The organism is Cupriavidus sp. 94F1 (assembly GCF_057798875.1).
This window is the reverse complement of record NZ_JBYOJT010000014.1, coordinates 48,956-67,881: the sequence shown is the minus strand read 5'-3', so window position 1 is coordinate 67,881 and position 18,926 is coordinate 48,956. Positions and strand designations below refer to the sequence as shown.

Below are 18,926 nucleotides of genomic sequence, written 5' to 3'. Positions count from 1 at the left end.
GCAGCGCGTCAGTTTCCTCGCAGTCAGGTAAGCGCCAGCGCCACGCGGTACGTGATGAACGACGCGAGATAGGCCAGCCCGGCCAGGTAGGCGGCCGAGGCCGCCATCACCTTCCATGAGTTGGTCTCGCGACGGATCACCGCCAGCGTGGAAATGCACTGTGGCGCGAAGACATACCAGGCCAGCAGCGACAGCGCCGTGGCCAGCGACCATTGCGCCGCGATCATCGGCGCCAGCTGCACCGCCACGGCATCGTCGCTGCCCGACAGCGCGTACACCGTGGCCAGCGCACCCACCGCCACTTCGCGCGCGGCCAGGCCCGGTACCAGCGCGATGCAGATCTGCCAGTTGAAGCCGATCGGGGCAAACACATGCTCCAGCGCGCGGCCGATCATGCCGGCGAAGCTGTAGTCGATCGGCGGCATGGTGGCGCCTTCGGGCGGCGACGGGAACGTGGCCAGGAACCACAGCAGCACGGTCAGCGTCAGGATCACCTTGCCCACGCGCGACAGGAAGATGCGCGCACGCTCCCACAGGCCGATGCCGATATCGCGCGGATTCGGCACGCGGTACGACGGCAGTTCCATCAGCAGTGGATGGTCGGTGCGGTCGCGGCGGAACCACTTCAGCACGTAGGCCACCAGCAGCGCGCTGACGATGCCGGCCACGTACAGCACGAACAGCACCAGGCCCTGCAGGTTGAACAGGCCGGCCACGGTGCGTTGCGGAATGAATGCGCCGATCAGCAGCGCATACACCGGCAGGCGCGCCGAGCAGGTCATCAGCGGCGCCACCAGGATGGTGGTCAGCCGGTCGCGCGGGTCCTGGATCGTGCGGGTGGCCATGATGCCCGGAATCGCGCAGGCAAAGCTGGACAGCAGCGGGATGAACGACCGGCCCGACAGGCCCGCGCCCATCATCAGCCGGTCCAGCAGGAACGCGGCACGCGGCAGGTAGCCCGATTCCTCGAGCGTCAGGATGAACAGGAACAGGATCAGGATCTGCGGCAGGAACACGATCACGCTGCCCAGGCCGGCGATCAGGCCGTCCACCAGCACGCTTTTCAGCATGCCGTCGGGCATCAGGCCGCCGATCCATTCGCCAAAGACATGCACGCCGGCCTCGATGCCGTCCATCATCGGCTCGGCCCACGAGAACACGGCCTGGAACATGAAGAACAGCAGCACGGCCAGGATCACCAGGCCGAACACCGGGTGCAGCACCACGCGGTCCACGGCGTCGTCGAAGCGTGCGGTGCGCGTGGGCATCGTCACGGCGGCGTCCAGCAGGCGCTTGACCTCGGCGTGGGTATCGAGCTCGGACACGCTGTCGAGTGCCTGCGCGGGCGGCGCCGGGGGCAGCGTCTCGTCGAACAGCTTCACCAGCGCGGCGGCGCCGTCGCGCTTGACGGCCACGGTCTGCACCACGGGCACACCCAGCGCCCGCGACAGCGCATCGCGGTCGATCACGATGCCACGGCGTGCCGCCGCATCGCTCATGTTGAGCACCACCACCATGGGCAGGCCCAGGCGGCGCAGTTCCAGCACGAAGCGCAGGTGCAGGCGCAGGTTGGTGGCGTCGACCACCGACACCAGCAGGTCGGGCCGCACCTCGCCGGCACGCTGGCCCATGCAGACCTCGCGCGTGATGGCTTCGTCCAGGCTGGCCGAATGCAGGCTGTATGCGCCGGGCAGATCCAGGATGCGCACGGTGCGGCCGGCCGGCGAGACGAACTGGCCTTCCTTGCGCTCGACGGTCACGCCGGCGTAGTTGGCCACCTTCTGGCGGCTGCCGGTGAGGCGGTTGAACAGTGCGGTCTTGCCGCAATTGGGGTTGCCTACCAGCGCGATGCGCAAGGCGGAGGCATTCTGGGCAACTGACATGATGGGATAGGGTCAGGCGACGCGCGGGGGCCGTCAGGCGATGCGCTGGGCGTCGGAATCGGAAGCGTCGGTCGTACCGGCCGTCCTGGCCATATCGGCCTGGCCTGCCGGCGCGATGCGCGACACGGTGGCGGTGGCCACCTCCACGGCAATCCGGTCGGCCTCCGAGCGGCGCAGTGCAAAGCGCGTGTAGCCTACCTGGGCGACCAACGGATCCTTGCCGAACGGGCCGAAGGTGACAATCTGCACGGATTCGCCGGGCACGAAGCCAAGATCGCGCAGGCGTCGCGCAACAGGGTCGCCAGGGGTGGCATCGTCCACCGATTTCACGATGGCGACCGTGCGCCGGGGCAGTTCAGACAACCGCATATGCTTCCAGTCCAAGGGCGGGATCGCCGCCGCGCGGCAGGGAAAATCCTGCTGGGTACGTAAATAGAAATCGTTCTCGATTGTATAGCATCCGCGCCATTTGCGCGCTGAAGCCACACCGTTGTCAGCTGTATGTCATGTGGACGGAATAATTCGTCCTGCCGGACGTTTACCAAATAACCACGCTCTCGGACCGCCCTCCGCCGCCCCCCATACCGATGGACAACGATTTCTCAGACGATGCGCTGCGCGAAGTGATCCCGAGGCTGCGCCGCTTCGCGGTGTCGCTGACGCGCAACGAGGCCAGCGCGGACGACCTGGTGCAGGCGTGCCTGGAACGCGCGCTGTCGCGCCGTGTGACGCGCCAGGATGGCGGCGACCTGCGCGCCTGGCTGTTTTCGATCCTCTACCGGCTGTTCCTCGACGGCCAGCGCCGCGCCAGGCGGTACGCGGGCCTGCTGACGCTGTTCGGCGTGGGCAGTGACGAAGACAGCGCCCCCTCCACCGAAGATGTAGTGCTGACCCGCTCGGCGCTGGACAACTTCAACCAGTTGTCAGCCGAACAGCGCGCGCTGCTGATGCTGGTCACGGTGGAGGGGCTCAGCTACCAGGAGGCCGCCGATGCGCTCGACGTGCCCATCGGCACCGTGATGTCTCGCATCTCGCGGGCGCGCAAGGCACTGCGCGAACTCACCGACGGCAAGGTCGTCCATTCCCCCCTGCAGGTGCTCAAATGAATACCCTGATGCCCACCGAACCGGAACTGCATGCCTACGTCGATGGCGAACTGGACGAAACGCGCCGACTGCAGATCGACGCACTAATCGCCAGCCACCCCGACCTGGCGCGCGAAGTGCAGGAGATCCGGCTCGACATGCAACGCCTGCGCGCCAGCATGGAGCCGCCCCCGGCCGACACGCCGGCCCGGCTCGATCCGTTCCGCATCCGCCGTGGCCTGCGCGACCGCCTGCGGCACCGCGCGGCCATCGCCGCGTCGCTGGTCATGGCGCTGGCCGTGGGCGGCATGGGCGGCTGGCAGTCGCGCGAGATTGCACTGCGCCAGAGCTATCCGCCGATGGCCGATGCGATGTCGGCCTATCGGCTGTTCGCGGTCAGCGCCACGCCGCAGATGGTCGATGTGAAGGTCGATGTGAAGGTCGATGGCACGGCCGCCGACGCGCGCGAACTGCAGTCATGGCTGAATCGCCATTTCGTGCAGCCGGCCCCGCTGCCCGATTTTTCGACCTACGGGTTTCATCCCGTGGGTGGCCGCCTGATGTCGACCGAACAAGGCCCCGCGGCGATGATCCTGTACCGGAACCCGCAGATGCAGGCAATCGTTTACTACGTGCGGCCGCAAGGCGATCTGCGCCTGCGTAACGGGTCGCGCACCGAGGGCAACCTGATGGCCCAGTACTGGCGCAATGGCCGCTATCTATATGCGGTGGTCAGTCCGACCGACAATCCGGCCGCGCTGCCCGTGCAGCGCGCCGTGGCGCCGGGCGATACGTGAACCATGCGGGTTAATGCTAGGGATTACCCCGAAGGGTGCCCGAATCCGCGGCGTATTCGCCATTTGGCCGTCGAATAACACAATTGCGGTATTGGTGCGGCGCACGCCCCGGCCCTAAGCTTCACGCACGCTGAACACCCCGTTCCACGCGTACTTCATAGCCACTGGCCCTTGGGCCGGTGGCTTTTTCTTTTGCCCCCGGGCTGGCATTTCCCAGCTAGACGCCGGTCTGCGCGGCCGCCCTGACTGTCGCCACGAAGTGGTCGCGTGCGGGATGATCGGGTGCCTGCTTCCACACGCAATAGACCTCCGATGGCACCGTGGCGTCGGCCAGCGGCCGGAACGCCGCCCCCGCCATGCCGGACCGCGCCATGGCTGCCGGCACCACGGCCACCCCCATGCCCTGCGACACCAGCGATACCACCGACAACCAGTGGCGCACCTCGTGCCGGATGCGCGGATAGAAGCCATGTGCCGCGCACATGTCGAAGATGCGGCTGTAATAGTCGGGCGAGGCCTTGCGCGAAAACAGCACAAACGGCTCGCCGCGCAAGTCCGTCAGGGCCACCGTATCACTGGCCGCCAGCCGGTGGTCGGCCGGCATGCAGCAGACGAACGGCTCGGCATGCGCCAGCGTGGCCGCCAGTTCATCGGGCACCCGGCTGGTGTGGACAAAGCCCGCATCGAGCTCGCCATGCAGCAGGGCGTCGATCTGTTCCTGCGAATTGAGTTCGGTCAGCGCCACGTGGATGCCCGGATAGCGGCGCTGGAATTCCTGCAGCCGCTGCGGCAACCCGCGATACAGCATCGACCCGACAAAGCCCACCCGCAGGCGGCCCACCGCGCCGGCCTCGATCTCGCGCGCCAGCAGCCGCGCCGATTCGGCCTGCGCCAGCAAGGCGATAGCCGATTCCTGAAATGCCCGGCCGGCGGCGGTCAGGCGCACGCCGCGACTGTCGCGCTCGAACAAACGGGCACCCACCGACGCCTCGAGCTGCTGGATATTGAGCGACAGCGGCGGCTGTGAAATCGACAGGCGCCGGGCGGCGCGGCCGAAGTGCAGTTCCTCGGCCAGCACGAGGAAGTAACGGAGGTGGCGGAATTCCATGGCGATACAAATTTTGTATTGATCAAGCCAATTTTAGAATTGGACGCGAATCGTTGGCCACCAAATAATGGATCCCAAACCATCCCGCCCGCCGTTCTGCAGGGCAGGGAGCCACGGAGACACCGCATGCCGACCAGCGCCACCCGCCCCGCCGCATCGCAGCCCGCGCGAGATGCCCGGCCCGACGCACACCCAGACGCCCATCCGGTGCCCGACCGCCATGGGTCGAGCCTGTTCGCGGCCGACCCCGACCTGCGGGCGCTGCTGCCGCTGTACCTGCCGGCCGACCTGTTCAATCACCTGCTGCCGCACCTGGAGCGCATGGGCGCGCTGGCCGGCGGCGTGCTCGACGAACTGGCCAACGTGGCCGACCACGAGCCGCCGACGCTGTCGCACCGGACGCGCACGGGGCTGGACGGCCAGCGCATCCACAAGCATCCGGCCTACGTCGAACTGGAACGCGTGGCGTTCTCGGAATTCGGCCTGGCCGCCGCGTCGCATCGTGGCGGGGTGCTGGGCTGGGACAAGCCGATGCCGCCGGCAGCCAAGTACGCGCTGACCTATCTGTTCGTGCAGGCCGAATTCGGACTGTGCTGCCCGCTGTCGATGACCGATTCGCTGACGCGCACGCTGCGCAAGTTCGGCGCCCCGGCGCTGGTGGACCGATTCCTGCCGAACCTGACCACGCAGGTGTTCGACGACCTGTACCAGGGCGCGATGTTCATGACCGAACAGGGTGCCGGCTCCGATGTGGCCGCCACGGCCACGCGGGCGATCCGCGACGACAGCGCCGAAGGCGGCTGGCGCCTGGTGGGCGACAAGTGGTTCTGCTCCAACCCCGACGCCGCACTGGCCATGGTGCTGGCGCGCGTCGAAGAGGCCGACGGCACGGCCGTGGACGGCATCAAGGGCGTGTCGCTGTTCCTGCTGCCGCGCACGCTGGCCGATGGCAGCGCCAACCACTACCGCATCATCCGTCTAAAGGACAAGCTCGGCACGCGATCGATGGCCAGCGGCGAAATCCGCCTGGAAGGCGCGCACGCGCACCTGGTGGGCGAACTGGGCCGTGGCTTCGTGCAGATGGCCGACATGATCAACAACTCGCGGCTGTCCAACGGCGTGCGGGCGGCCGGCCTGATGCGCCGCGCGCTGACCGAGGGCCAGTTCATCGCCCGCGAGCGCCGCGCCTTCGGCAAGCGGCTGGCCGACATGCCGCTGATGCGCCGCCAGTTGCTCAAGCTCACGCTGCCCACCGAGCAGGCCCGCACGATGGTGTTCCAGACCGCCGAGGCGCTGCGCCGTGCCGACGCGGGCGAGACCGACGCCTATCCGCTGATGCGCATCCTGACGCCGCTGATCAAGTTCCGCGCCTGCCGCGACGCCCGCAAGGTGACCGGCGATGCGATGGAGATTCGCGGCGGCTGCGGGTACATCGAGGAATGGAGCGACCCGCGCCTGGTGCGCGACGCCCATCTGGGATCGATCTGGGAAGGCACCAGCAATATCGTCGCACTCGACGTGCTGCGCGCCATCCGCCGCGAAGGCTCGCTGCCGGTGCTGCAGACGCATCTGTCCGCTCTGCTGCAGGACACGCCGCTGCAGGCGCAGGCGCGCGAAGTCTTTGCCGAGGCCATCGCCAACGCCGCCGCACTGGCCGCGCGGGCGGCCGATGCCGGTGCCGATGGCGACGTGCTGGCCCGCCAGGCCGCGTCGGCGCTGTACCACGTGACCAGTGCCGTCGCCATGGCCTGGGAAGCGGGCCGGATCGGCTCGGTGCGTCGCATGCGCCTGGCGCAACTGGTGCTCGTCCATCGCGTGCTGCCACAAGACCCGCTGGGCGGCGGCACCGAACCCGACTGGCTGGCCGATACCGTGGCTCCTCCTGCCGATGGCGTGGTGCGCGCCGCCGGTCAGGTCGATCAGGTCAACGTGTTCTGACGTTTGGCAGTCTGCTGTTCTTGAACGGGCGCGCGTCCCCAACCCGAATCGCGCGCCCGATATAAAAAGCTTCACCGGAGACAACGCATCATGCCCCAATGGCACCGCCGCGCGGCCCTGGCCGCATTTGCCTCGATGGCCGCCTGCACGCTGCTTGCAGCGGCCACCCCTGCCTTCGCGCAGAAGGATTTCCCGAGCAAGCCGATCATGCTGGTGGTGACCTACCCGCCGGGCGGCCCCACCGATGCAATGGCCCGCACGCTGGCCGCCGCGCTGAAGAACAGCCTGGGCCAGCCCGTGGTGGTGGAAAACCGCGCCGGTGCGGGCGGCAACATCGGTGCCGAGGTGGTGGCGCGGGCCGAGCCCGATGGCTACACGCTGATGTTCGGCACATCGGCGCCGCTGGCGATCAACGTGAGCCTGTATCGCAAAATCAACTACGACCCGGTCAAGAGCTTCACGCCGGTGATCCAGATCGGCCAGTTGCCCAATGTGCTGGTGGTGAATCCGGCCGTGCCGGCCAGGAACGTGCAGGAGCTGATTGCCTATGGCAAGGCGCATCCGGGCAAGCTTAGCTATGCGTCGTCGGGCAACGGGGCGTCGTCGCACCTGGCCGGCGTGCTGTTCAACAACCTGGCCGGCACCGACTTCCAGCACGTGCCGTACAAGGGCACCGGCCCCGCGCTGAACGATCTGCTGGGCGGGCAGGTGAGCATGACCTTCACCGACGTGCTGACGGCGCTGCCATTCATCAAGAGCGGCAAGGTGCGCGCGCTGGGCGTGACCACCAAGGCGCGCTCGCAGGCGCTGCCCGATGTGCCGACCGTGGCCGAACAGGGTGTTGCCGGGTTCGATGTTTCGGTATTCTTTGGCGTGGTGGCACCGGCGGGCACGCCGCCTGCCGTCATCGGCAAGCTGAACCACGCGTTCGCCGACGCGCTGCAGCAGCCCGAAGTCCGCAAGACGCTGCTGGCGCAGGGGCTGGAACTGGCGCCGTCCACGTCGCCGGAACAGCTGGGCAACTTCGTCAAGGCCGAGGTCGGCAAGTGGCGTACCGTCGTGCAGAAATCCGGCGCGCAGCTGGACTGACATCACGACAACAGCATCACAAGGAAGAGACATGACGCCATCCCAAACCGGCATCAGCGGCAAGAGCAGCACGAGCGGCGCGCTGGCCGGCATCCGCGTAGTGGATTTGTCACGCATCCTGGGCGGCCCGTTCTGCGGGCAGATCCTGGGAGATCACGGCGCCGACGTGCTCAAGATCGAACCGCCGCAGGGCGACGACACGCGCACCTGGGGGCCGCCGTTCCGCGACGGCGTGGCGTCGTACTACTTCGGCCTGAACCGCAACAAGCGCGTGATGAAGCTGGACCTGAGCGCCGACGCCGACCGCGCGGTGCTGCTGGCCCTGCTGGCCGATGCCGATGTGCTGGTCGAGAATTTCAAGACCGGCACGATGGAGAAATGGGGGCTGGGCTACGACGCGCTGTCGCAGCGTTTTCCGCGCCTGGTGCATTGCCGCGTGTCGGGCTTCGGTGCCGATGGCCCGCTGGGCGGCCTGCCCGGCTACGACGCTGCCATCCAGGCGATGGCCGGCATCATGAGCATCAATGGCGAACCCGACCGCGACCCGCTGCGCGTGGGTTTGCCGGTGGTCGACATGGTGACGGGCCTGAACGCGGCGCTGGGCGTGCTGCTGGCGCTGCAGGAGCGCGAGCGCAGCGGGCGCGGGCAGTTCGTCGAGGCGGCGCTGTATGACTCCGGCCTGTCGCTGCTGCATCCGCACGCGGCCAACTGGTTCATGAGCGGCAAGACGCCGGGCCGCACCGGCAACGCGCATCCCAACATCTACCCTTACGACACGGTGGCCACGGCGACCGATCCGATCTTCCTGGCGGTGGGCAACGACCGGCAGTTCCGGATCTTCTGCGAGCACATCGGCGTGGCGGAACTGGCCGACGACGAACGCTTTGCCACGGCCGGCGCGCGCTCGGTCAACCGGGCGGAGCTCAAGGGCACGCTGGAATCGAAGCTGGCCGCGTGGGACGGCAAGGCGCTGGCCGACGAACTGTCGGCGGCCGGCGTGCCGTGCGCGCCCGTGCTGTCGGTGCCCGACGCGCTGACACATCCGCACACCGCGCACCGCGAGATGGTGGTGGAAATGCCCGGCGGCTACAAGGGGCTGGGCGCCCCGGTCAAGCTGAGCCGCACGCCGGCCACCTACCGGTATGCGCCGCTGACGGAGGGCAATGCGTTCCTGCCGAGAGAAGCGGCGAACGATTGAGGTGGCTGTTGCTCCCCTCTCCCGCACAGCGGGAGAGGGGTTGGGGGAGAGGGCCAGCAGTTCAAACCACGACACGTCGCAATGTGAACCTCAACGCCCTCTCCCCACCCCTCTCCCATAAATGGGCGAGGGGAGCGCATAACAAGCGGTGTCGCTCACCCCGGAATCATCCCCGTCAGCCAGTAAGCCTGGATCATCGTGATCACGCCCACGATGAACGCGAACAGCAGGCTGTGCTTGACCGTGAAGCGGAACAGCTCCGATTCTTTGCCCACCAGGCCGGTTGCCGCGCAGGCCACTGCGATCGACTGTGGCGAGATCATCTTGCCCGTCACGCCGCCCGTGGTGTTGGCGGCCACCAGCAGCGTGTCCGACACGCCGATCTGGTGCGCCGTGGTGTGCTGCAGCGAGCAGAACAGCGCGTTCGACGACGTGTCCGAGCCGGTCAGGAACACGCCCAGCCAGCCCAGCAGCGGCGAGAAGAACGGGAACGCGGCGCCGGTACCGGCCAGCAGCAGCGCCAGCGTGGATGACATGCCCGAGTAGTTGGCCACGAAGGCAAATGCCAGCACCAGGCCGATCGACAGCACCGGGCGGCGCAGTTCCAGCAGCGTTTCGAAGAACGTGGCGATGGCGTCGCGCGGCTTCATGCGCAGCAGCGCCACCGAGATGACCGCTGTCAGCAGGATGGCGGTGCCCACGGCCGACAGCAGGTCGAGCTTCAGCACGGCCTCGTAAGGCTTGGGCGATGCCACGATTGGCGCGGCCTTGATGACGAGCTGGTCCAGCATCGGCACCTTGAACTTGAGCACCGAGCCGGCCAGCGCCCCGTTGCCGGCAAACAGCGCCTTGAACGATGGCAGGCTCCACACCGTGACAATGGCCGTCAGGATGCCGAACGGCGCCCAGGCGCGCACGGTCTGGCCGAACGTGTACGGCGACGGCCTGCGGTTCGACGGCGCGCCCATGCCGCCGCCAAAGCCGGCCATGGCCACCGTGCCGCCCGACATCGTGCCGGCGGACGCGCCTCGTGCCGCCTGCGATGCCGAACGCGGCTGCCACACGCGCAGGAACGACGCCAGCGCGATGAGGCTGACCAGTGCGGACGTGATATCCGGCAGCTCGGGCCCGATGTGGTTCGACGTGAAGTACTGCGTCACCGCGAAGCTGCCGCCCACCACGAACGCGGCGGGCCACGTCTCGCGCACGCCCTTCCAGCCATCCATCATGAACACCAGCCAGAACGGCACGGCCAGCGACAGCAGCGGCAGCTGGCGGCCGGCCATCGCGCCAATGTGCATCGGGTCGATGCCGGTGACCTGGCCCGCGACGATGATGGGGATGCCCATCGCGCCGAAGGCCACCGGCGCCGTGTTGGCGATCAGGCAGAGCCCGGCCGCGTACAGCGGGTTGAAGCCCAGGCCCACCAGCAGCGCGGCGGTAATGGCCACCGGCGCGCCAAAGCCGGCCGCGCCTTCCAGGAACGCGCCGAACGCGAAGCCGATCAGCAGCATCTGCAGGCGCTGGTCGTCGGTGATCGACAGCACCGACGCACGGATCACGTCGAACTGCCCGGTCTTCACGACGATCTTGTACAGGAACACCGCCGTGACGATGATCCAGGCGATGGGCCACAGCCCGTAGGCAAAGCCGAATCCGGCGGCGGCAAAGGCCTGCTGCGCGGGCATGCCGTAGGCGAAGATCGCCACGGCCAGTGCCAGCGCCAGCGTGACGGCGGCCGCCACGTGGCCTTTCATGCGCAGCACGGCCAGCGCGACGAAGAAGAACAGGATGGGTACCGCGGCGGCGAGCGCGGACAGCCAGAGGCTGCCCAGCGGCGTATAGAGCTGGGTCCAGGGTTGCACGGGATGTCTCCTCGTTGGTGTTTGGGTTCTTGAATTCTTGTGGTGGCGGCGCGGGTGCCGGCGCCGCTACCCGGGCTGGTTCCGTTCGGCCAGCAGGTCCGACAGGCTCCTGGGTGCCGGCGTCAGCGGCTTGCGGTGCTGGGTCCACCCCATCTGCGCTGCCGGCGTGAAGGCGCGCAGCCGCGTGGCGGCCCAGCGGAACACGCGGTAGGCGGCCGGATGCGCGAACGCCCCGCTCCAGAAGCGCCACACCAGGTGTTCGCGCCTGCTGTACTTGGCGCCCTGGCCCTTCAGCGGATGCGGCACGGCCTCGTCGGGGTTGCGGTTCGCTTCGGTACGCAGCCGCACCAGCAGTTGCGGAATCGGAATGCGCACCGGGCACACCTCGCCGCAGGCGCCGCACAGGCTCGATGCGGTCGGCAGGTCAGCCGTGGCGTCGAGACCCAGCAGATGGGGCGAGATGATCTTGCCGATCGGGCCCGGATAGGTCGTGCCATAGGCGTGGCCGCCGATGCGCGTATAGACCGGGCAATGGTTCATGCATGCGCCGCAGCGGATGCACTGCAGCGTGGCGCGCAGCTGCGCGTCGGCATAGGCCTGGCTGCGGCCGTTGTCGAGCAGCACCAGGTGCACTTCGCGCGGGCCATCCATCTGGCCGGGCTGGCGCGGGCCGGAAATCAGGTTGAAGTAGGTCGTGATGGCCTGGCCGGTGGCCGAGCGCGTCAGCAGGCTCGACAGCGGCACGATATGCGCCAGGCTGGCCACCACCTTTTCCATGCCCATGACGGCCACGTGCACGTTGGGCACGGTGGTGGAAAGGCGGCCGTTGCCTTCGTTCTCCACCAGCCACAGCGTGCCGGTGTCGGCCGCCGCGAAGTTCACGCCCGACAGGCCGATGTCGGCTTCCACGAACGCCTGGCGCAACGCGCGCCGGCCGGTCTGGATCAGTGCGTCCACGTCTTCGGTGTAGGGCGTGTCCGGGATGTGCTGTTCGAACAGCGTGGCGATATCGGCCTTGGTCTTGTGGATCGCCGGCATGACGATGTGCGACGGCTTCTCGCCGGCCATCTGGACGATGTACTCGCCCATGTCCGATTCGATGCAGTCGATGCCGCGTTCGGCCAGGTAATGGTTCAGCTCCATTTCCTCGCTGGCCATCGACTTGCCCTTGATCACGCGCTTCGCGGCGTGGGTCTGGGCGATGCGATGGATGATCGCGTTGGCCTCGTCGGCCGTCTCGGCCCAATGGACCTGCACGCCGGCCCCGGTCAGGTTGGCTTCGAGCTGCGTCAGCAGGTCGGGCAGGTTGGCCAGAGCGTGCTGGCGCACCGCTTCGCCGAGGTCGCGCAGGTGTTCCAGCTCGTCCCCGTCGGGAAACTGCACGGCGCGCTTCTGCTGCAGGAAATCCATCGCGCCGCGAAAGCTCTGGCGCAACTTGGGATCGTCGAGCGCCTCGCGCGCCCGGGCACGGAAGTCGGCGGCGGGAACGAAATGCAGGGTCTGCTGGCTCATTGTGCGGCGCCTCCGGCGTGATCGTTGACGATGACCACCCAAAGCTGACGCGGGCCATGGGCGCCGTAGGCCAGCGTCTGCTGGATATCGGAGGTCTTGGACGGGCCCGACACCATCACCAGGTTGGTGGGCATGCCATCGGTCCAGCGTTCGGCACGCACGGCGCTGTGCAGGTCGGGATGCAGCGTGGAGGCGTAGACCAGCGCGATATGGATCGGCGGCACCAGCGACATCGTGCGCGGCGACCCGGCATCGGGGGCCAGCACCAGCGTGCCGGTGGCGGCCAGGCCCGAGCGGGCGACCGTGAAGCCGGCATCGACGGTATCGAACAGCTCGGCCTTCCATGCGTCGATCGGGCGGTCGAAATCCCGCGTGGCGATGCCGGCCGGCAGCGCCTGCGCCAAAGCGCCGCCTTCGGGGCGGGCGGTATCCAGCAGCAGCCGGCGCACGCCTTCGGCGGCGAGCCGCGTCGCCACCCAGGCGGGCCAGTCGGCGGCGTCGGTACAGAACACCTCGGCATGCGACGCGCGCAACGCGGCCTGCATGGACGCGACCATGGCGTCCAACGATGGGCGCTCGCCGCGCCGGGTGTCGAAATGGGCGTCGATGCGGCGATCCAGCGCGGCGGTGTCCGTGGCCAGGGTGGATCCGGAAGCGGGCACGGCGGCGCGCAGACGGCCCAGCATGCGCTCGCGGGCGGTCATGGCGGTCATGCGGCACCTCCGGTACGGCGCCAGAGAAACGAGGCCAGGTGCTCCACCGGCAGCGGGGCGCCCGCATGGGCCGCGGCGTGGCCGATATTGAGCAGGCAGCCGCAATCGGCTGACACGAGGCGGTCGCAGCCGGTGGCGCAGGCGGAAGCCACCTTGTCGCGCACCATGGCGCCCGAGATATCGGCGTGCTTGAGCGAGAACGTGCCGCCAAAGCCGCAGCATTCCGATTCCCGCACGTGCTCGACGCGGGTCACGCCCGGCAGCGCATCGACCAGCGCCACGCCATGGGCCCGCGTACCCATTTCTCGCCGTGCGGCGCACGAGGTATGCAGCACCACGCGTTCGTGATCGCCGGCCGGCACGTCATCAAAGCGCACATGCAGCACATGGAGCAGGAATTCCGCAAGTTCGTAGACCCGCCCAGCGATGTCGCTGGTCAGCTGGCTGGCGCCCGGGTCATCGGCGAACAGCGTCGGCCAGTGGTGGCGCATCATGCCGCCACACGATCCCGACGGCACGATGATCGGCCAGGGTTCGCGGAACAGTTCCAGCTGGGCGCGCGCCACCTTGCGGGCCTGCTCGGGATTGCCGCTGCTGTAGGCCGGCTGCCCGCAGCAGCTCTGGCCGCGTGGAAAGTGGACGGTCAGGCCTTCGCGCTCCAGCAGACGCACGGCGTCGAGGCCGGCTTGTGGAACGAACAGGTCGACGAGACAGGTGCCGAACAGATAGACCTGTTGCGGGGCGGTCGTGGGGTATTGCCTGGATTGCATTGTCTGCCTCCGGTATGGCGCCGGCGCGGGTGACGCGCTTTGCGGCATTTTTGAGCGCATAATTCCCGCTCCCGCGCCGGAGCACAAATTGGTTGGACCAATATGGCGAGCGGGGCCGGCAACAGGGGACTGGGAAGGGGAACGATGGGGGGCAGCGCACGCAACCGCGTGGAAGACATCATGCGCAGGATGGAGACCGCGTTGCTGGACGGCACCTGGCCCGTGGGCACCCGCCTGCCCGCCGAACGGGTGCTGGCCGAGCAGTACGCGGTGGCGCGCAACACGATCCGCGAGGCCATCCAGCGGCTGGCGGCGCGCGGGCTGCTTCAGAGCCGGCGCGGCGCCGGCGTATACGTCACCGATCAGCTGCGCACCGGCATTGCGTCGCCCTGGGGCCAGCTGGTGGCCGACCACCCGGCGCTGCGCGACGACATCCTGGAGTTCCGCCGGGTGCTGGAGGGCGCCACCGCCTACTTTGCCGCGCTGCGCGCCAACGCTGCCGATCTGAAGCGTATACGTGCCCTGCTCAAGGAACTGGAGCGATCGCGCAAGGCCGACGACAAGGGCGCCGAGGCCGATGCCGACGCGAAGCTGCACGACGCGATTGCACAGGCGTCGCACAACACCATGTTCCTGCACCTGCATACGAGCGTGATCGGCATGTTGCGCGAACACATCACGATCAACGGCACCGGGCTGCGCGAGGCCGACGGGGAATCGTCGGACCTGCTGCTGCGCCAGCACCGCACGCTATGCGAAGCCATCCTGGCGCGCCGGCCCGAAGAGGCGCGCACGGCCATGCAGACCCATATCGACTTCGTGCGCAGCAAGGTGGACGGCGAAAGCGCCTGAGCGGGCGCCGTTGGGGCGCGGCCGGGCGGCTTGCGGGCGCTGTCGGCCGTAATTGGTCGTACCAGTTGCTGCGTACCCGTTCCCAATGGAATCAGGGACTTGGCGCGGCGGGTTACACCAGCCCGGAATTCGTCAGCTCGCGCTTCGCGTAGGCGTAGAAGATCGGTCCGGCAATCACGCCGGGGATGCCGTACAGCGTTTCCATCACCAGCATCACCGTCAACAGCTCCCACGCGGCCGCCTGTATACGCGCGCCGATGATGCGGGCGTTCAGGAAGTATTCGAGCTTGTGGATCACCACGAGGAAGAACAGCGACACGATGGCGATCGGCAGCGACACCGACAGCGACGCGATCACGATGGCCGTGTTCGAGATCAGGTTGCCCAGCACCGGCAGCAGCCCGGCAACGAAGGTGATGGCCACCAGTGTCTTGGACAGCGGCAGGTGCTGGTGGAACAGCGGCAGCGCCACCAGCAGGTAGATCGACGTCAGGATGGTGTTGATCGACGAGATCTGGATCTGGGCGAAGATGAACTGGGCGAACGACTGCTGCAGCGTGCGCGCGCGGTCGATCAGCGCCCCGGCCAGCGGCCGGCGGTTGGGCCGTGAAATGGCGCGGTACAGCGCGACCATGGCGCCGATGATCAGGCCCAGCAGGATATGCAGCAGGGTGCGGAGGATATCGGTGCCCAGCCGCTGCGCCATCTGGGCATGCTCGCGCATGGCGCCCAGCAGCGTGGTGACCAGTTCCTCGGTGCCGCTGGGCAGGTAATCGCTCAGCCAGGTGGGCAGCTGGGTCCGGGACTGGTCGATGATGTCGGCGGCATGGTCCAGCAGCCGCTCGACGGTGGCGCTGTCCACGTTCAGGAAATGCACCAGCGCCCAGATGCCGCCGGTCAGGGCCAGCACGATGATGGCGGACAGGATGGCCACGGCCAGCGCATCGCGCCGGGAATGGGTCAGGCGGGGCGCCAGCACGTCGACCAGCGAATACAGCAGCAGCCCCGCCAGCAGCGCCGCCACCAGGTTGGCATGCATGACCAGCAGCAGCGCGCCGGCGGTCAGGACATAGGACACCGCCGTGACGCTGAACCCGCTTCCCGGCGCCAGGCGCGGGCGGGCCGATGACGGGGAGGGCGGGGATGAGGACGTGGCGTCGTTCAGGGCGCCATGGTTGGCGCGGTCTTCCGGGTTTTCCAGCTGCGGCATGTCTCGGCTGAGCACGATTGAATTGGAATGAGTAGGCGGATTGTCGACGTGGCGCGTAACAATGGCAAGACAGCTTGCGCAGACAAGCGATCCTGCCCGCTCCGGGCGTGGAACTTGCATCGTCGCCGTGGCCTATATTGGGGAGCAGAAGACGGCGCAGCCGCGCCAGGAGACCGCCTGCCATGGCCTTTACCCAGACCGTCGGCGTCCGCCGGCATGTGTTTGCCGACCTGCGCACGCTGCTGGCCCGCGCCAGCCCCGCGCGCTCGGGCGACGCGCTGGCCGGCATCGCCGCCGCCAGCGAGGAAGAGCGGATGGCCGCCCGCATGGCGCTGGCCGACATGCCGCTGGCCCGCTGCCTGACCGAGGCGCTGATTCCGTACGAGGACGACGAGGTCACGCGGCTGATCGTCGACAGCCACGATGCGGCGGCCTTTGCCGAGATCGCCAGCCTGACCGTGGGCGACTTCCGCAACTGGCTGCTGCGCCACGAGACCGATTCGGCCACGCTGGCACGGGTGGCACCCGGTATCACCCCGGAGATGGCGGCGGCCGTCAGCAAGCTGATGCGCAACCAGGACCTGGTGGCGGTGGCGCGCAAATGCCAGGTGGTGACGCGCTTTCGCGGCACGATCGGCCTGCCCGGCCGCCTGGCCGTGCGGCTGCAGCCCAACCATCCGACCGACGACCCGCGCGGCATCGCGGCGTCCATCGTCGATGGGCTGCTCTACGGGTGCGGCGACGCCACGATCGGCGTCAATCCGGCCGGCGACAACCTGGGCACCATCGTCACGCTGCTGAAGCTGATCGACGATATCCGGACGCGCTACGACGTGCCCACGCAATCGTGCGTGCTGACCCACGTCACCCATACGCTGCGGGCCATGGAGCAGGGCGCGCCCGTTGACCTGGTGTTCCAGTCGGTGGCCGGCAGCCAGGCCGCCAACGCGGCGTTCGGCATCTCGCTGGCGCTGCTGGACGAGGCGCGCCAGGCGGCGCTATCGCTGGCGCGCGGCACGGTGGGCCACAGCGTGATGTACTTCGAGACCGGCCAGGGCAGCGCGCTGTCGGCCAACGCCCACCACGGGATCGACCAGCAGACCATGGAGGCCCGCGCCTATGCCGTGGCGCGGCGCTTCGAGCCGTTGCTGGTCAATACGGTGGTGGGCTTTATCGGCCCCGAGTATCTCTACGATGGCAAGCAGATCATCCGGGCCGGCCTGGAGGACCATTTCTGCGGCAAGCTGCTGGGCGTGCCGATGGGCTGCGACGTCTGCTACACGAACCACGCCGAGGCCGACCAGGACGACATGGACACGCTGCTGACGCTGTTCGGCGTGGCCGGCATCAACTTCATCATGGGCGTGCCGGGCGCCGACGACATCATGCTGAATTACCAGAGCACGTCGTTTCACGATGCGCTGTACCTGCGCGAGGTGCTGGGCCTGCGGCCCGCCCCGGAGTTCGAGGCATGGCTGCAGCGCATGGGCATGCTGGACAGCGCCGGCCGCCTGCTGGCACCTTCCGCGCGCCAGCCGCTGCTGAGCATGGCCGACTCGCTGTGACCCGATCAGGAGACATCGATGCCGAATCGTCCAGCACCCCCGGAGCATCCCGCCGATCCCTGGCAACGCCTGCGCCAGTTCACGCGCGCCCGTGTGGCCATCGGCCGCACCGGCCATGCCCAGACCACCGAAACCGTGCTGGCGTTCGGCCTGGCCCACGCGCAGGCACGCGATGCGGTACACCTGCCGCTCGATACCCAGGCCATCGACGCGGCGCTGCGGGATGCCGGGCTGGACACCGTGCATGTCCACAGCGCCGCGCAGGACCGCGACCAGTACCTGCGTCGCCCGGATCTGGGCCGCCGGCTCGACGACGACAGCCGCGCGGCGCTGGCGGCCGACACCGGGGGCGATAACCGGGGCGATACCGGGGCCGATGCCCAGCCGTTCGACGTGGTGTTCGTGATCGCCGATGGCCTGTCCGCGCTGGCCGCCCAACGCCACGCGGTGCCGCTGCTGCAGGCCGTGTTGGCGCGGCTGCCGGCATGGCGGACCGGCCCGGTGGTGGTGGCCCGGCAGGCACGCGTGGCCCTGGGCGACGAGATCGGCGAACGGCTGCAGGCGCGTCAGGTGGTGATGCTGATCGGCGAGCGCCCGGGGCTCAGTTCGCCGGACAGTCTCGGCATCTACCTGACCTACGATCCGCGTGTCGGTCGCACCGACGCGCAGCGCAACTGCATCTCGAACGTGCGCCCGGAAGGGCTTCCCTATGCGCAGGCGGCTGACCGTCTGGCGTTTTTGCTACGTGGGGCCGTGGCGCTGGGGCGGTCCGGGGTGGACCTGAAAGACGACAGCGCCGCCAGTGCGGCGACGCTGCCAGGGGGGTGATGCGCCCGGGAGGGCTACAAGGGCTACAAGGGCTACGACATCATCACGCGCGAGAACCTGCCGCGCTGCGCGTCTTCCATCAGCATCATGAACTGGTCGCGGTCCATGTGAACCAGTTCCAGATGGTCGCCCGCCTCGAACCAGACTTCGGGTTCGGCGAACAGGCTTTCGTCGACATAGGTCTGCATGCCGTACGACATCGCGCACGGCGGGATGGCGCCGAGATCGCAATCCTTGAAGACCTCGCGGATTTCGTCCTCGTGCGCCAGTACCAGTTTGCGGCCCGTCATGTCGCACAGGGCCGATAGCTGCAGATGGTGGTTCGACGGGATCACGGCGGCCACGTAGCCGCCTTCATCTTCCAGCAGCAACGTCTTGGCCAGACGATGCCCCGGTACGTGTGCCGCGTGCGCCGTGGCCATGCTGCTGAGACTGTAGGGGTGACGAATGATGTCGAACCGGCTGTTCATGCGGCTGAGCCGGCCAGCCAGGGTGCCTGCCATTGCCATGATC

At 68.2% G+C, this 18,926-nt stretch carries 17 protein-coding genes; 8 read left to right on the top strand and 9 right to left on the bottom strand.

Going from position 1 to position 18,926, the window contains the following annotated elements; all coding sequences use genetic code 11:
* Positions 1 to 23 precede the first annotated feature (23 nt).
* Entirely contained in the window at positions 24 to 1,883 is a 1,860-nt protein-coding gene (gene feoB, locus AC3FJ6_RS24590; RefSeq protein WP_488774111.1) for a ferrous iron transporter B, read from the bottom strand.
* A gap of 33 nt (positions 1,884 to 1,916) precedes the next feature.
* On the bottom strand, positions 1,917 to 2,252 hold the full coding sequence (locus tag AC3FJ6_RS24585) for a FeoA family protein (RefSeq protein ID WP_488774110.1): 336 nt from the start codon (positions 2,250 to 2,252) through the stop codon (positions 1,917 to 1,919).
* A gap of 218 nt (positions 2,253 to 2,470) precedes the next feature.
* Here AC3FJ6_RS24585 and AC3FJ6_RS24580 point away from each other — a divergent pair, with 218 nt between their 5' ends.
* Positions 2,471 to 2,989 carry a sigma-70 family RNA polymerase sigma factor gene (locus AC3FJ6_RS24580; protein ID WP_488774109.1) on the top strand — a complete coding sequence of 173 codons (519 nt, stop codon included), beginning with the start codon at positions 2,471 to 2,473 and terminating at the stop codon, positions 2,987 to 2,989.
* On the top strand, positions 2,986 to 3,765 hold the full coding sequence (locus AC3FJ6_RS24575; protein ID WP_488774108.1) for an anti-sigma factor family protein: 780 nt from the start codon (positions 2,986 to 2,988) through the stop codon (positions 3,763 to 3,765). Before AC3FJ6_RS24580 ends, AC3FJ6_RS24575 begins: the two co-directional genes overlap by 4 nt.
* 217 nt (positions 3,766 to 3,982) lie before the next feature.
* Here the strand turns inward: AC3FJ6_RS24575 and AC3FJ6_RS24570 are convergent, their stop codons facing one another.
* Entirely contained in the window at positions 3,983 to 4,873 is an 891-nt protein-coding gene (locus AC3FJ6_RS24570) for a LysR family transcriptional regulator (protein WP_488774107.1), read from the bottom strand.
* A 126-nt stretch (positions 4,874 to 4,999) separates the two neighbouring features.
* Here AC3FJ6_RS24570 and AC3FJ6_RS24565 point away from each other — a divergent pair, with 126 nt between their 5' ends.
* From AC3FJ6_RS24565 to AC3FJ6_RS24555, 3 genes are all read left to right on the top strand, one after another.
* On the top strand, positions 5,000 to 6,811 hold the full coding sequence (locus AC3FJ6_RS24565; RefSeq protein WP_488774106.1) for an acyl-CoA dehydrogenase family protein: 1,812 nt from the start codon (positions 5,000 to 5,002) through the stop codon (positions 6,809 to 6,811).
* Positions 6,812 to 6,901: 90 nt separating this feature from the next.
* The gene (locus AC3FJ6_RS24560; RefSeq protein ID WP_488774105.1) at positions 6,902 to 7,900 is read left to right on the top strand and encodes a Bug family tripartite tricarboxylate transporter substrate binding protein; all 999 of its coding nucleotides are present in this window, start codon (positions 6,902 to 6,904) and stop codon (positions 7,898 to 7,900) included.
* A 31-nt stretch (positions 7,901 to 7,931) separates the two neighbouring features.
* Entirely contained in the window at positions 7,932 to 9,098 is a 1,167-nt protein-coding gene (locus tag AC3FJ6_RS24555) for a CaiB/BaiF CoA transferase family protein (protein WP_488774104.1), read from the top strand.
* Between the two features lie 155 nt (positions 9,099 to 9,253).
* Here the strand turns inward: AC3FJ6_RS24555 and AC3FJ6_RS24550 are convergent, their stop codons facing one another.
* The 4 genes from AC3FJ6_RS24550 to AC3FJ6_RS24535 all read right to left on the bottom strand — a co-directional run bounded on the left by AC3FJ6_RS24550 (position 9,254) and on the right by AC3FJ6_RS24535 (position 13,958).
* Complete coding sequence (locus tag AC3FJ6_RS24550; RefSeq protein ID WP_488774103.1) at positions 9,254 to 10,963, bottom strand: lactate permease LctP family transporter; 1,710 nt, start codon at positions 10,961 to 10,963, stop codon at positions 9,254 to 9,256.
* A gap of 66 nt (positions 10,964 to 11,029) precedes the next feature.
* Positions 11,030 to 12,475 carry a LutB/LldF family L-lactate oxidation iron-sulfur protein gene (locus AC3FJ6_RS24545; RefSeq protein ID WP_488774102.1) on the bottom strand — a complete coding sequence of 482 codons (1,446 nt, stop codon included), beginning with the start codon at positions 12,473 to 12,475 and terminating at the stop codon, positions 11,030 to 11,032.
* Complete coding sequence (locus tag AC3FJ6_RS24540; RefSeq protein ID WP_488774101.1) at positions 12,472 to 13,188, bottom strand: LutC/YkgG family protein; 717 nt, start codon at positions 13,186 to 13,188, stop codon at positions 12,472 to 12,474. The genes AC3FJ6_RS24545 and AC3FJ6_RS24540 overlap by 4 nt, the downstream gene beginning before the upstream one ends.
* Complete coding sequence (locus AC3FJ6_RS24535) at positions 13,185 to 13,958, bottom strand: (Fe-S)-binding protein (protein ID WP_488774100.1); 774 nt, start codon at positions 13,956 to 13,958, stop codon at positions 13,185 to 13,187. Before AC3FJ6_RS24535 ends, AC3FJ6_RS24540 begins: the two co-directional genes overlap by 4 nt.
* A gap of 144 nt (positions 13,959 to 14,102) precedes the next feature.
* On the opposite strand from AC3FJ6_RS24535, the gene AC3FJ6_RS24530 reads away from it, so the two are divergent.
* Entirely contained in the window at positions 14,103 to 14,810 is a 708-nt protein-coding gene (locus AC3FJ6_RS24530) for a FadR/GntR family transcriptional regulator (RefSeq protein WP_488774099.1), read from the top strand.
* A 112-nt stretch (positions 14,811 to 14,922) separates the two neighbouring features.
* Here AC3FJ6_RS24530 and AC3FJ6_RS24525 read toward each other — a convergent pair whose 3' ends face one another.
* A complete protein-coding gene (locus AC3FJ6_RS24525; RefSeq protein WP_488774097.1) occupies positions 14,923 to 16,020 on the bottom strand; it encodes an AI-2E family transporter in 1,098 nt (365 codons plus the stop codon).
* A 182-nt stretch (positions 16,021 to 16,202) separates the two neighbouring features.
* On the opposite strand from AC3FJ6_RS24525, the gene AC3FJ6_RS24520 reads away from it, so the two are divergent.
* A complete protein-coding gene (locus tag AC3FJ6_RS24520; protein WP_488774096.1) occupies positions 16,203 to 17,585 on the top strand; it encodes an ethanolamine ammonia-lyase subunit EutB in 1,383 nt (460 codons plus the stop codon).
* Positions 17,586 to 17,603: 18 nt separating this feature from the next.
* Complete coding sequence (eutC, locus tag AC3FJ6_RS24515; RefSeq protein WP_488774095.1) at positions 17,604 to 18,413, top strand: ethanolamine ammonia-lyase subunit EutC; 810 nt, start codon at positions 17,604 to 17,606, stop codon at positions 18,411 to 18,413.
* Between the two features lie 32 nt (positions 18,414 to 18,445).
* Here the strand turns inward: eutC and AC3FJ6_RS24510 are convergent, their stop codons facing one another.
* Positions 18,446 to 18,922: an aminoacyl-tRNA deacylase gene (locus AC3FJ6_RS24510; protein WP_153948646.1), complete on the bottom strand. Its 477-nt coding sequence runs from the start codon at positions 18,920 to 18,922 to the stop codon at positions 18,446 to 18,448.
* Between the last annotated feature and the right edge of the window lie 4 nt (positions 18,923 to 18,926).